This window comes from Micromonospora sp. NPDC049049, from assembly GCF_040649115.1.
Lineage (GTDB): Bacteria > Actinomycetota > Actinomycetes > Mycobacteriales > Micromonosporaceae > Micromonospora.
In genome coordinates this window covers 254,490-267,279 of the sequence record NZ_JBEZEX010000004.1, presented here as the reverse complement: position 1 = coordinate 267,279, position 12,790 = coordinate 254,490, and the positions used below count along the sequence as shown (strand labels likewise).

The window sequence follows — 12,790 nt, the reverse complement described above, 5'->3', positions numbered from 1 at the left end:
GAGGTACGCGGGTGCGGGTGGTGTCGCTGGTGCCGTCCCTGACCGAGGCGGTGGCGCTGACCCTGCCGGGAGCACTGGTCGGGGCCACCGACTGGTGCAGCCACCCGGCCGGGCTCGACGTGGCCCGGGTCGGTGGCAGCAAGTACCCCGATCTGGACCGGGTGCGTGCGCTGCGGCCGGACCTGGTGCTGCTCAACGTCGAGGAGAACCGCCGCGCCGACGCGGAGGCGCTGCGGGCGGCCGGCGTGCCGGTGCGGGTCACCTATCCACGGACCGTTCCCGGCGCGTTGACGGAGCTGGGCGACCTGCTGACCGAACTGGGTGCGCCGACGGAGCCGGACTGGCTGCGGGCCGCCCGGCGGGCGTGGGCCACTCCACCTCCGCTGACGGCGACCCGCAGCGCTGTGGTGCCGGTCTGGCGTCGACCGTGGGTGGTGCTCGGCGGCGACACGTTCGCCGGTGACGTGCTGCGTCGACTCGGCGTGTCGAACACCTACGAGGAGCACCCCGAGCGCTATCCCCGCCCGACCCTCACCGAGCTACGCGAGCGGGAGCCCGACCTGGTGGTGCTGCCCGACGAGCCGTACCGGTTCACCGCCGACGACGGGCCCGAGGCGTTCCCCGGCGTACCGTGCGCTCTGCTCTCCGGGCGGCACCTCACCTGGTACGGCCCGTCCCTGGCCGAGGCGCCCGCGCTGCTCGCCGACCAGCTGTCCCGGCCGGTGCTGGCCGGCTGACCTCCGCCGCCACCCGGCGGTCGGGGCACTACCCGTCGGCTCAGCCAGCGTCCCGGCGGCTCAGCCCTCGGTTCGGCGGGTCAAGCGTCGGTTCGGCGGCGGGCGGCCAGGGTGCTGGCGCCGATGGAAACCGCCAGGGTCAGCAGCACCACGGCGAGGGTCAACCAGACCGGCAGCTTGCCCACCGGCGTCTCGGCGAGGATCAGCTTCAGCCCGGCGAAGGCCAGTAGCAGCGCCAACCCGTATCGCAGGTAGCCGAAGTGCCGCAGCAGGCCGGCGAGGCAGAAGTAGAGGCTGCGCAGCCCCAGTACGGCGAACGCGGTGGCCGTCCAGACCAGGAAGGTGTTCGTGGTGATGGCAAGGATCGCCGCCACCGAGTCGATGGCGAAGACCACGTCGGTGGCCTCGATGGCGACGAGCGCGACCAGCAGCAACGTGGCCACCCGTCGGCCGGCCACCCGGGCGGTGAACCGGTCGCCGTGGTAGCGGGCGTCGGTGGGCACCAGCCGCCGGAACAGCCGGACCACGACGTTGCGTTCCGGGTTGACGTCCGGCTTCCCGCGTACGGCCAGCCGCCAGCCGGTCCAGATCAGGAACGCACCCAGCACGAACCCGGCCCAGGCGAGCCGGTCCAGCAACTCGGCACCGGCGAGGATGAACAGCAGCCGGAAGACGAGCGCCCCCACGACACCCCAGAACAGCACCTTGTGCTGGTAGCCCGACGGCACCTGGAAGTAGCCGAAGAGCAGCGCGAAGACGAACACGTTGTCCACCGAGAGCGCCTTCTCCAGCAGGTAGCCGGAGAAGTACGCGATGGCCGGGTCGCCCCCGAGGCCCCACCAGACGACCAACCCGAACAGCAGACCCGCGCCGATCCAGACGGCGCTCCACAGCAACGCCTCGCGGAGCTCGATGACGTGGTTGTCCCGGTGCAGGAACACATCCACGGCGAGCAGCACCGCGATCACCGTGCCGACCGCCGCCCAGGCCCACAGCGGGACCGCGACCGTCGCCTCAGCCACCGACGCCCTCCGCATCGACCACCGCGCACCGCCCGTCGACCAGGCCGGCCAGCCCTTTTCGAGCCTAGGTGAACGCCCGACCCGGCATCGGGCGGTCGAACGAAGTCGGGTCGGGCCCATACGATGATCTGGCAGCTAGCAGTGCGGGCGGCGGCTGAGGCTCCGGGCGGGCGGGTAGCCGCCCTCAGGCGACCGGCATCACCTGGCCGGGGTCGGTGACCGTGTCGTCGGCGTCGTAGGCGATCGCGTTTGCCACCCGCACCACGCCACTGACCTGCGCCGCGAGCCGACCGGCGAGGTCGACGGCGGAGCGGCGGTCCAGCCGACCGGCAAGCGTCACGTCACCGTGGCGGACCTCGACCGTGACCAGTCCGTCCCGCACGGCGAGCACCCGGCGAAGCACCTCCTGCACCACGTCCTCACGAATCTCGGCGTCCGACCGCAGGTGCACCCGCAGCAGGTCGGCACGACCGACGATGCCGATCAACCGGCCGAGGTCGTCCACCACGGGCAGCCGCTTGACCTGCTCGCGGTCCATCACTCGGGCAGCGGCGGACAGCGGCGCCTCCGGATCGGTGGTGACCGCCGGCGCGGTCATCAGGTCGCCGGCCAGCAGGGCCGCACCCTTGCTCCGCGCGCCACGCCGACGGCGGCTCTCGAAGACCCGTCGCAGCGCCGGCTCACCGGCGCGTTCGACCCGGTGCAGCAGATCGGCCTCGGACACCACCCCCAGCACTCGGCGGAAATCGTCGATCACCGGCACCGCGCTGACCCCGCGGCGCAACAGCACATCGACGATCTCCCGGTACGGGGTCTCGGCCACCACGGTCTCGACCTCCCGGGTCATCACGTCACCCACCTGCCAGGTCCTCATCACGGCCTCCCTCTCGTGGTCCATCTCGGACGCTACGACCGAGCGCCGACGGTCGTCAGGGCCGCCGGACCGGACCGGAGGGGTCGAACGTCCCGAGCGGTTGCGGTCTGTCGGCCCTGCCGCCGGGAACGCCGGGAGCGTCCACTGGAGATGCCACCGGGAAGCGCGGTGCGAAGCTGAGAAAGGACGTGGAGACCATGATCGCGACGACCGAGCGGGTCACCGCCGAGAACACCGCTGCGAAGGCCGGCACCACTCACGAGCGGGCCGTCCGGTACATCCTGGCCGGCACCCGGCTGGCACTGGGCTGGATCTTCCTCTGGGCCTTCATCGACAAGGTGTTCGGTTTCGGGATGGCCACCGAGTCGAAGAACGCCTGGATCAACGGGGGTAGCCCCACCAAGGGATTCCTGACCTTCGGCGTGACCGGCCCGTTCAAGGATCTCTACACCGGGATCGCCGGTGCCGCCTGGGCGGACTGGCTCTTCATGATCGGCCTGGCCGGGATCGGTGTCGCGCTGCTGCTCGGCATCGGCATGCGGGTCGCCGCCGTGGCCGGTGGGCTGCTGCTGGTCATGATGTGGACCGCCGTCCTGCCTCCGGAGAACAACCCCTTCATGGACGACCACTTGATCTACGCGGCGGTGCTGGCGGTCCTGGCGCTGGTCAACGCGGGCGACACCTGGGGCCTGGGCCGGGTGTGGGCGACGCTGCCGATCGTCCAGCGGACACCCTGGCTGCGGTGAACTCCGCACACCCCCCTCAGCGGGCGTCACCAGCATCGGTGACGCCCGCCACGGCGTCGTTCCACCGGCCGGGCCCGCAGCGCCACCGGGACGCCGGTGCTCGACCGACGGACGGGGGCTGCGGAGCAGGTTGCGGGTCCGCCGCACATCGGTGAGGGGTGATCCGGCAGGATCGACGGTGACCGGACACATCACCCAACACGGCAGGAGATCCCCGCATGACCCAGGCAGCAGGCGCCCAGTCGGGCAAGCCCGAGGTTGGTCCGATCGAGGGTGCACCGCCGGCCGACCTCGTGATCGAGGACATCACCGTTGGCGACGGCCCGCAGGCCGAGCCGGGCCAACTGGTCAGCGTGCACTACGTTGGCGTGTCGCACTCCACGGGCGGCGAGTTCGACTCGTCCTGGAACCGGGGCGAGGCGTTCGACTTTCCGCTCGGCGGCGGTCAGGTCATCGCCGGCTGGGACCAGGGCGTCGCCGGCATGCGCGTCGGCGGTCGCCGCCGTCTGACCATTCCGCCGCACCTGGGGTACGGCGACCGGGGTGCCGGCGGCGTCATCAAGCCGGGCGAGACGCTGGTCTTCGTCGTCGACCTGCTCGGCGTGAGCTGACCGATTGTCGGGGTCGCCGGTACGCGCCGGCGGCCCCGTGCCCGGCTGAGACGGTGACGGGCAACCTCGTCGATCGAGATCAGGCGGCCAGTTGCAGGTCCGTGGTGGCGATCACCGGGCGACGCGCGGCCTCGATCGGCGAGGTCAGCTCCAGAATCGGCATCACGCGGTGCAGCCCGCTGACGCGCAGCACCCGCGCCACCACCGGGCTCGGGTCGACCAGGACCAGCTCGCCACCGCAGGCCCGCACGCGCAGATGCGCCGCGAGCAGCGTGCGAACGCCGGTGGCGGAGAGCAGCCGCAGCCCGGACAGGTCCAGTTGAAGGACCGGCCGGGGCGGCGCGGACCACAGCGCGGACCGGAACGCGGCCACGGTGGCGATGTCGATCTCGCCGGCCACCCGCACGAGGACCATCTGGTCACCCACGCTGACCTGCACGTCCAGCCGGTCGCTGTGCTCTTCCATGCCTAGAAATCTAGCCCCCACCACCGACACTTTCGCCCCTGTGCGGAGTGATTCCGGGTACGCCCAGGGGCATACCCCGAGGTACCCCACCTCCTCCTCGGGGTGGAGTCAGGGGCCTCCCGCGGCGCGCCGCGCGGGCTCGGAACCCGGGGGCCGGCCGGCATCCGGGTGGAGAATAGGTCGATGCTGATCTCCCGACCCCGGCCGCCCCGGCTGATCCGCCCCGTCCGCGAGCCGGCGACCAGCCCTCCGGCGCTGGCCGGAGCATGGGCCCCCATCGACCGTCGGCTGGACGAGGCCGAGTTGCTCCCCCTCCCCGCGGGCGCCGTCGGCCCCGAGGACGTGCTGGTCGACGGCGCCGGGCGGGTGATCAGTGGCGACGAGGACGGTCGGCTCTGGTGGTGGCCGGTCGACGCGCGGGCCGGCACCACACCCCACCTGCTGGCCGAGACCGGGGGCCGTCCGCTCGGCATCGAGCTGGACCCGTCCGGTGAGGCCCTGGTGGTCTGCGACGCGTACCGCGGGTTGCTGCGGGTCACCCCGGACGGCGCGGTACGCGAACTGACCGGAACGGCACCCCCGGTGCACCTGGCCAACAACGCGACGGTGGGCCGTGACGGCACCATCTTCTTCACCGACAGCTCCGACCGGTTTCCGGTCTCGCACTGGAAGCGGGACCTGCTGGAGCACCGTCCCAACGGGCGGGTGCTGGCCCACCATCCGGGCACCGGCCGCACCGAGGTGGTGACCGATGGGCTGTACTTTCCCAACGGGATCGCGCTGACCCCGGACGAGTCGGCGCTGATGCTGGTGGAGACCAGCACCCACCGTCTGCTGCGGGTCGAGCTCGGAGGCGGTGTGCGGGTCCTCGCCGACCTGCCCGCGTACCCGGACAATCTCGCCTCGGTGGGTGATGGGACGTACTGGATCGCGCTGCCCAGCCCCCGGGTGCCGATCGCCGAACGGCTGCTGCCCCATCCGCGCCTGCGCCAGATCGCCGCCCTGCTGCCCGACGCGATGCAGCCGCAGCCACGCCGCTACGGGCTGGTCGCGCTGGTCGACGACGCGGGAACGGTCCGCCGGACGCTGCACGGTCCGAACGGGCACTACTCGATGATCACCGGCGTACGCCAACACGGCGACCACCTCTGGCTGGGCAGCCTGACCGGTCCCGGAGTGGCCCGCGTACCCCTAACCTGACCCTGCCCTGCACCCCACCACCGCGCCGATCTTGCGTTTCCTGTCGCCGGGTTGCGTGAAATGCCCCTTATGCCGGCGCGGTAAGTGCAAGATCGACACGGTGGGTGTCCCGTCCCGTCGCCCGGCTACGGGCGACGGGACTACCGTCGTCGTGCGGACCGGCCCCGTTCTTCCGCTCAGCGGCCGCTGACGGAGGGTGCCGGTGCGGGCGATCCGCCGGCCACCGCGCCCGGGTGCGCCGGGGCGACCGGCGCGGGCTTGAGCCCGGGCGGCACCGGCAGGGCGCTGCCCTTGGCGAACTCGTCCCAGCTCACGTTCCACGCGGTCCAGCCGTTGCCCGGCTGTAGCTCCACCTCGGTGCCCTTGACGGTGACCAGGTCACCGACCTGCGTCACCCCCATCAGCCAGTCGGCCGCGGTGGCGGATACGTTCGCGCAACCGTGCGAGACGTTGGTGTTGCCCTGGTCCCCCTCCGACCAGGGCGCGGAGTGGATGAACTCGCCGCCCCAGGTGTAGCGCTGGGCGTCGTCGACGTCGACCACGTAGCCACCGTTCGGCTCACCCCGGGTGTCGAAGGTGACCCGCTCGTGCTTTTCCATGATCACCATCTTGCCGCTGGAACTCGGCGTGCTCGGCTTACCCAGGCTCACCGGGATCCGGCGTACCTGCTTGCCGTCGCGCAGGACGGTCATCTGCTTGGTGGCGTTGTCGATCTCCAGCGAGACCTGCCGTCCGATCTTGGAGGTCGCGGTCCGCTCGGCGTCGCCGACCAACTTCTTTCCGATCGGCAGACCCTCCAGACCGGCCCGCACACTGATGGTGGTCCCGGGCTTCCAGAAATCGGGGGCCCGGTAATAGACCTGGCTTCCATCTTCAAGCCACGACCAGGCACCCGGTTGCGGCGGATTCGTCTTTACGAACAACCGCCGCTGGACATCCGCCCTGGCCTCTTTCGGAATTCCTGGGTCGAAGGCAACCGTTACCGGCATCGCCGTGCCGTACGTCCGATTGCCGTTGAAATAGAGGGTGCTGGTGATCTGCGGCTTGGTCGACTTGGCCATCGTCGTGAACGTGGTGGTGCGGGTGGTGGTGGCACCGGAGTCACCGGTCGCGGTCACCTCCGCGGTGTAGGTCCGTCGTGGTTGCAGCGGGGCGCTCGGCACCCAGCCGGACCCGTCCTCGCGCGGTTCGGCGTTGACCTGCTTGCCCTTGTCGTCAGTGAGCCGCACGCCGGTGACCCGTCCACCCTTGACCACGGTGCCCACCTCGGCGCTGACCGGGACGTCCCGGGCCTTGTCCCCCGGCGTCACGGCGAGTTCCGGTGGGGCGGCGTGCTTCTTGGCCGAGCCGGTCGCCGAACCCCGGTCGACGGTGCACGCACCCAGGACGAGTGGTGCCGCTGCGATGGTTACCGCCAACAGCGTCAATCGCCGCCTAGACGTCATGTTTCAGTCCCCCCGTTTTTCGACTTCCCTCCTCCGCATTCTTGCCCGCTTGACGGGACCATTCGCGGCATTCGGAAATAATTGGCCGCGCATTTATCGACCCATTTTCCAACAATGCTCCGCTTGGCCCAGACAGGGGTTCAACCGACCCGTGTCATGCGCTTTGCTCCGCTTGAGCGACGCAACGTCGACTGTCCGAATGGCGAGCGGAGGCGGCGGCACCGTCGACCCGGCTCATGATCGACTCGGCTTCAAGGAAGTTGGGGCATCCTGGCCGTCCTGACACGGCGACTTCCAGGAACCCCACTGGAAGTAGAAGCTCAGGCCCGGTGGCGCACCTCGTGGGCGGACTTTTGTCAGTTGAAGCGAAACTTCCGGCGAACGCGACAAAGCTTTGCCTTCGTCCGGAGGCAAGGGTAAGGTCTGGATCTAGATAGAGGGTTGCCCATTCGTCGATCAACTTGCCGCCACCTCTGCCGGGTCGCCGCGTTCCGCTCCCGATGGGTCCGGGCCGCACCCGCGCCGTCCCTCACCGTCCAGCCGGAGCCCGCCTCCGGCCGGTTCGGCGCGCCCGGCGGACGGCAGTCAGGTCGACCGCCGCCGACGGCGTCCCAGCCGTCAGGAAGGGACCACCACCATGGATCAACAACTCAACCGACCGGGGCCGGCACCGGTGTCCGAGCCGGTCAGCCGGCGGGGAGTGCTGCGCGCCGCGACTGTCTCCGCGGCCGCTGTCGGCGCCGCCGGTCTGCTCGGCGGCCCAGCCGTCGCCGCGCCCGCCGCGACCACCGGGCAGGCCCAGGGCCGCCGCCGGGTGCCGGTGGACCGGATCAGCATTCAGCTCTACACGCTGCGTGACCAGCTCGCCGCCGACCTGCCCGGCACCTTGGACGCGCTGCGTCGGATCGGCTACCGGCGAGTGGAGCACGCCGGTTTCGTCGGACGCACCGCCGCACAGTTCCGGGCCGCGCTCGACGAGGCCGGGCTGCGTTCCACCTCCGGTCACGTCGGCATCCCGCAGCCGTTCGACGCGGCCACCTGGGAGCAGGCTCTCGCCGACGCCAACGTGGTGGGCTGCAAGAAGATCGTCCATCCGTACTTCGGTCGGGACGCGAGCGGTCAGCCGATCCGCGACCCCGCCGTCTACCGGGCCCTGGCTCGGGACCTGAACCGCGCCGGTCGGCTCGCCGAACGCGCGGGGCTGGACTTCGGCTACCACAACCACCAGCTCGAGTTCGTGCCGCTGACCGGCGGCTCGACCGGGTTCGACATCCTCAGCTCGCAGACCGATTCCCGGCTGGTGCACTTCGAGCTGGACCTCTACTGGACCTGGCGGGGCGCCCACGACCCGGTCGACGTGATCCGTGCCAACCGCGGCCGGATCCGCCAGGTGCACGTCAAGGACCTCGACGTCGAGGGTGGTTTCGCCGACCTCGGCGACGGCCTCATCGATTTCGGCCGCATCTTCGCCCACGAGCGGGAAGCCGGCATCGAGGAGTACATCGTGGAGCGCGACGACGCGGGCACCGCGCCGCGCTCCCCCGCCGACGCACTGGACACCGCTCGCGTCGGCTTCGACTTTCTCGCTTCACTTCGGTACTGAAACCACCCCGGGGGACTCACCTGATGAACAGGACCGCATTCGCGTCCGCCCTGCTGTTGGTGACGGCCGGTCTGGCCGTACCACCGTCGGCAGCGTCCGCAGCGCCAGCCGCGCCGCCGGACAGCAGCTTCCAGAAAGTGACACTGAACGACTTCCCGGGCGAGCCGATGAGCCTCGCCGTCCTGCCCGACCTGCGGGTGCTGCACACCTCCCGTACCGGTGAGGTCCGCATCCACGACCCGCGCACCGGGCTGAACACCATCGCCGCCGACATTCCGGTGTACGAGCACGACGAGGAGGGGTTGCAGGGCGTCGCCATCGACCCGAACTTCGCCCAGAACAAGTGGGTGTACCTCTACTACTCGCCGCCGATGGACACGCCGGTGGACGACCCGGCGACTCCCGGCGTCAACGAGGGCGACGCGCCGGAGACCGGCACCGAGGCGGACTGGCAGCGCTTCAAGGGCGCGCTGCGGCTGTCCCGGTTCAAGCTGGACGGGCAGAGGCTGAACCTCGCCAGCGAGCAGCAGATCATCGACGTGCCCACCGACCGGGGCATCTGCTGCCACGTCGGCGGCCAGATCGACTTCGACAGCAAGGGCAACCTGTACCTGTCGACGGGTGACGACACCAACCCGTTCGCCTCCGACGGCTACATCCCGATCGACGAGCGGGCCGACCGCAACCCGGCGTACGACGCTCAGCGCACCTCGGCCAACACCAACGACCTGCGCGGCAAGCTGCTGCGCATCAAGGTCAAGGCCGGTGGTGGTTACACGGTGCCGGCCGGCAACCTGTTCAAGGCCGGCACGGCGCAGACCCGCCCTGAGATCTACGCGATGGGGCTACGCAACGCGTTCCGGTTCTCCGTCGACAAGCGGACCGACGACGTGTACGTGGGCGACTACTCCCCGGACGCGTCCAACCCGAACCCGGAGCGCGGGCCGGCCGGGCACGGCCGGTGGATGCGCGTCGACAAGCCGGCGAACTACGGCTGGCCGTACTGCGTGACGCCGACGATCGCCTACAACGACTACGACTTCGCCACCGGTGAGTCCGGCGCCAAATTCAACTGCAAGCGCCCGGTCAACGACTCACCGCACAACACCGGCAAGCGCGTGCTGCCGCCGGTCGAGCAGCCGGAGGTCTGGTACGCCGCCGCACCCTCGGCCGAGTTCCCGCAGCTGGGCTCTGGCGGCATCTCTCCGATGGGCGGCCCCGCGTACGAGTACGACGGGACCAGCACGTCGCGCACCCGCTGGCCGGCCTACTACGACGGGGTGCCGCTGTTCTACGAGTGGTCCCGCGACTACATCAAGGAGTTCCGCCTCGACGAGGACGGCGATGTCGACGACATCCGTCCGGTGGCGCCGTCGCTGGTAGTGGACAACCCGATGGACATGGAGTTCGGCCCGGACGGCGCGCTCTACGTCCTGGAGTACGGCGACGGTTACTTCGCTGAGAACCCGGACGCGCAGCTGTCCCGGATCGACTTCGTGCGGGGCAACCGGACGCCGATCCCGAAGATCAGTGGCACCCCGACCGTTGGGCAGGCCCCGCTGACCGTCGCGTTCTCCAGCGCCGGCACGACCGACCCGGACGGTGACAAGCTCAGCTACGCGTGGGACTTCAACGCGGACGGCTCGGTGGACAGCACCGCTCCGAACGCGAGCTGGACGTTCCCGGAGAACGGCTCGTACACGCCGACGTTGAAGGTCACCGACCGCACCGGACGGTCCGCCTCGGCGTCCCTGCCGCTGGTGGTCGGGCCGACCGCGCCGGTCATCGAGTTCGTCGCCCCGGAGGCCGGGCAGCCGTTCCAGTTCGGGCAGACCGTCGCGTACGAGGTGAAGGTCACCGACGACCTGCCGGTGGACTGCTCCCGGGTAAAGGTCACCTACGTGCTCGGGCACGATGAGCACGGGCACCCGCTGTCCACCTCGACGGGTTGCTCCGGAAGCATCCCCACCTTCCTCGACGGTGGGCACAGCGGCGCGGACAACCTGACCGCGGTGTTCGTCGCGGAGTACACCGACGCCCCGACCGACCCGGGCGTACCCCCGCAGTCCGCTTCGGCGACCGTGGTGCTGGACCCGACCCCGGTTGCCGGTCTGGCCGGCTGATCGGTTTCACCACGACAGTGGCGGCGGCCGGATCCTTCCGGCCGCCGCCGCACGTCGTTCAGCTTCCGGGTCTCGCCGTCGCCATCGCCCTGGCGTCCCGACGGCGACCGACGTCGGGTCAGCTCCAGTCGCTGTCCACGTGGTTGTCCCGCCACCGTCCGCCCACCGGCGGGGTGTCGAGTCGCATGCCCTCGTCGGCGTTGCCGGCCAGGTCGTTGTCCTCGACCCGGCAGTCCACGCAACTGCCCCGCTCGGTGATCCACAGCCCGTGCGTCTGGGTCGGGTTGTCGTGGTTGTCCCACACCCGGTTGCCCCGGATGGTCGCCGAGTCGAACGGCGCGTCGACGGTGATGCCGGCCCGCAGCTTCGGTGCGGCGGCCAGCTCGTATCCGCATCCCGGCGGTGGCACGTCCCCGCTCCACGCGCTGAACGCGTCCGGGCGGACCGGGGCGAGGGTGAGTTCGTCGCCGGTGTTGGAGGCCACCATGGCCACCGCCTTCCCGACCCGCAGGACCTTGCCCCGGTGCCCGTCGTGCGGCCAGTTGGCCGACCGGTCCACCAGGGACCGCTCGCTGTAGCGGACGGCGTCACCGGTACCGCCGGTGCCCTCGCCGTACTGCCGTCCGTTGTTGCGGATCCGGTTGTTGAGCAGCACCGCGTCGGTCATCTGGTGGTCGATCCGGATCGCGTCGAGGCCGTTGCCCCAGAACTCGTTGCTCTCGATCACCACGTCCCGGATCGAGCCCCGGTAGCCGCGCCCGAGGTCGTGCGAGTGATAACCGTACCGGCCGTTGCCGCTGATCCGGTTGCCTCGGACGGTGTACGGGCCAGGGCTGTTACCGATGCTGACCCCGTCGTACATGTTGCCGTCGATGACGCAGTCGGTGAGTAGCCCACCCCGGCCGGCCACCGACGAGGTGCCCTGCGCCGACACGTCGAACCCGGTCTCCAGGTTTCCGGTCATCGTGCAGGCGGAGACGATCAGGCCGTCGGCGCCCCAGTCGGAGATGCCGAAGCGGTTGCCCTGACTGTGGCAGCCGACGATGCGGTATCCGCGCGGCGGCGCCCAGTAGTCCTTCTGCAGCTCCAGGAAGATCCCGTTGGTGCCGTTGGCCAGGGCGGTGCAGTTGGCGATGGTCAGCCGCTCCACCGCTCCCCAGCCACCGATGCCGATCCCGATGCCAGCGCCACCCATCTGCTCGCCGTTGTCCAGTCGGCCACAGCCGACCACCACCACGCCGTCGATCAGCGAGTCCTGGAGGAAGTCGCAGCCCAGCCCGGTGGCGGCGGTGTGGTGGATGTAGAGGTTGCGGAAGACGCCCCGCACCACGTACTGGAGGCCGAGGCCCTTGGCCAGGTAGTTGTACTCGGCCATGGCGACGCCGGAGCCGTCGATCTGGAAGTCGGAGAAGGTGCAGTCGGCGATGTGCCGGTCCCGGTCGGCGCCGTGCTGCACGGTGGTCCAGAAGGCCAACGGGGTGGGGTCGGCCCGGTTGCCCTCGTTGCTGAGCATGAACCGGGTCGCCGCCGGGCCGGCCCCGATCAGCGACACACCGCTGCGCCACACGGTGCCCGCGTCCCGGATCGAGTAGATGCCCGGCGGGCAGTAGATGACCCGGGCCCGTCCGTCCGAGGCGTACCCGGCGCCGAGGCGGTCCACGAGGGCGGCCAGCGCCGGCTGGTCGTTGGTCGCGCCGTCACCGGTGAGCCCGTACTCCAGCGCGTCGCAGTACAGCGGCGCGCCGGCCGAGGCGGGCCGTCGTACCCGGACCGAGTTCAACAGCAGCTCGTTCGCCACGGCCACGGCGGGCTCCCTTCGACGCGTTCGGTGCGTTCCGGCGGGGCCGACTTCCCGGTGAGGCCGCCGGGAAACCCCGACCCGATGACGCCGCCGGCCCGATGACGCCGGCCCGATGACACCGCCGGCCCGATGACACCGCCGGCCCGATGCCGCCGGCCCGAT

Annotated in this window: 11 protein-coding genes; 6 read left to right on the top strand and 5 right to left on the bottom strand. The window is 70.7% G+C overall.

Translation table 11 applies throughout. The features are described from left to right. Positions 1-11 precede the first annotated feature (11 nt). Positions 12-737, top strand: coding sequence for a helical backbone metal receptor (locus tag AB0B68_RS07165; RefSeq protein WP_357206051.1), 726 nt, complete (start codon positions 12-14; stop codon positions 735-737). A gap of 80 nt (positions 738-817) precedes the next feature. Here the strand turns inward: AB0B68_RS07165 and AB0B68_RS07160 are convergent, their stop codons facing one another. Both AB0B68_RS07160 and AB0B68_RS07155 read right to left on the bottom strand, forming a co-directional pair. After that, the gene (locus AB0B68_RS07160; RefSeq protein ID WP_357206053.1) at positions 818-1,759 is read right to left on the bottom strand and encodes a TerC/Alx family metal homeostasis membrane protein; all 942 of its coding nucleotides are present in this window, start codon (positions 1,757-1,759) and stop codon (positions 818-820) included. A 184-nt stretch (positions 1,760-1,943) separates the two neighbouring features. After that, complete coding sequence (locus tag AB0B68_RS07155; RefSeq protein ID WP_357206055.1) at positions 1,944-2,633, bottom strand: CBS domain-containing protein; 690 nt, start codon at positions 2,631-2,633, stop codon at positions 1,944-1,946. Positions 2,634-2,821: 188 nt separating this feature from the next. Here AB0B68_RS07155 and AB0B68_RS07150 point away from each other — a divergent pair, with 188 nt between their 5' ends. Both AB0B68_RS07150 and AB0B68_RS07145 read left to right on the top strand, forming a co-directional pair. Then, complete coding sequence (locus AB0B68_RS07150; RefSeq protein WP_357206058.1) at positions 2,822-3,379, top strand: hypothetical protein; 558 nt, start codon at positions 2,822-2,824, stop codon at positions 3,377-3,379. Between the two features lie 218 nt (positions 3,380-3,597). Then, positions 3,598-3,990: an FKBP-type peptidyl-prolyl cis-trans isomerase gene (locus AB0B68_RS07145; protein ID WP_238685740.1), complete on the top strand. Its 393-nt coding sequence runs from the start codon at positions 3,598-3,600 to the stop codon at positions 3,988-3,990. 79 nt (positions 3,991-4,069) lie between these two features. Here the strand turns inward: AB0B68_RS07145 and AB0B68_RS07140 are convergent, their stop codons facing one another. Then, entirely contained in the window at positions 4,070-4,456 is a 387-nt protein-coding gene (locus AB0B68_RS07140) for an STAS domain-containing protein (protein WP_357206061.1), read from the bottom strand. A 183-nt stretch (positions 4,457-4,639) separates the two neighbouring features. Between AB0B68_RS07140 and AB0B68_RS07135 the strand changes: the two genes are divergently transcribed. Beyond that, entirely contained in the window at positions 4,640-5,656 is a 1,017-nt protein-coding gene (locus tag AB0B68_RS07135; RefSeq protein ID WP_357258253.1) for an SMP-30/gluconolactonase/LRE family protein, read from the top strand. A gap of 176 nt (positions 5,657-5,832) precedes the next feature. Here AB0B68_RS07135 and AB0B68_RS07130 read toward each other — a convergent pair whose 3' ends face one another. Further along, positions 5,833-7,101: an Ig-like domain-containing protein gene (locus AB0B68_RS07130; RefSeq protein ID WP_357206067.1), complete on the bottom strand. Its 1,269-nt coding sequence runs from the start codon at positions 7,099-7,101 to the stop codon at positions 5,833-5,835. A gap of 637 nt (positions 7,102-7,738) precedes the next feature. Between AB0B68_RS07130 and AB0B68_RS07125 the strand changes: the two genes are divergently transcribed. Further along, positions 7,739-8,704 (top strand): sugar phosphate isomerase/epimerase, encoded by a 966-nt coding sequence (locus tag AB0B68_RS07125; protein ID WP_357258251.1) that lies wholly within the window; start codon positions 7,739-7,741, stop codon positions 8,702-8,704. Positions 8,705-8,727: 23 nt separating this feature from the next. Then, complete coding sequence (locus tag AB0B68_RS07120) at positions 8,728-10,827, top strand: PQQ-dependent sugar dehydrogenase (protein ID WP_357258249.1); 2,100 nt, start codon at positions 8,728-8,730, stop codon at positions 10,825-10,827. Between the two features lie 118 nt (positions 10,828-10,945). On the opposite strand, the gene AB0B68_RS07115 is transcribed toward AB0B68_RS07120, so the two are convergent. Further along, positions 10,946-12,625 (bottom strand): right-handed parallel beta-helix repeat-containing protein, encoded by a 1,680-nt coding sequence (locus AB0B68_RS07115; protein ID WP_357205061.1) that lies wholly within the window; start codon positions 12,623-12,625, stop codon positions 10,946-10,948. Positions 12,626-12,790: the final 165 nt, after the last annotated feature.

Coding starts and splice junctions, on each gene's coding strand:
- AB0B68_RS07155 (WP_357206055.1), bottom strand. CDS start 2,633: ATGAGGACCTGGCAGGTGGGTGACGTGATGACCCGGGAGGTCGAGACC.
- AB0B68_RS07145 (WP_238685740.1), top strand. CDS start 3,598: ATGACCCAGGCAGCAGGCGCCCAGTCGGGCAAGCCCGAGGTTGGTCCG.
- AB0B68_RS07140 (WP_357206061.1), bottom strand. CDS start 4,456: ATGGAAGAGCACAGCGACCGGCTGGACGTGCAGGTCAGCGTGGGTGAC.
- AB0B68_RS07135 (WP_357258253.1), top strand. CDS start 4,640: ATGCTGATCTCCCGACCCCGGCCGCCCCGGCTGATCCGCCCCGTCCGC.
- AB0B68_RS07130 (WP_357206067.1), bottom strand. CDS start 7,101: ATGACGTCTAGGCGGCGATTGACGCTGTTGGCGGTAACCATCGCAGCG.
- AB0B68_RS07125 (WP_357258251.1), top strand. CDS start 7,739: ATGGATCAACAACTCAACCGACCGGGGCCGGCACCGGTGTCCGAGCCG.
- AB0B68_RS07120 (WP_357258249.1), top strand. CDS start 8,728: ATGAACAGGACCGCATTCGCGTCCGCCCTGCTGTTGGTGACGGCCGGT.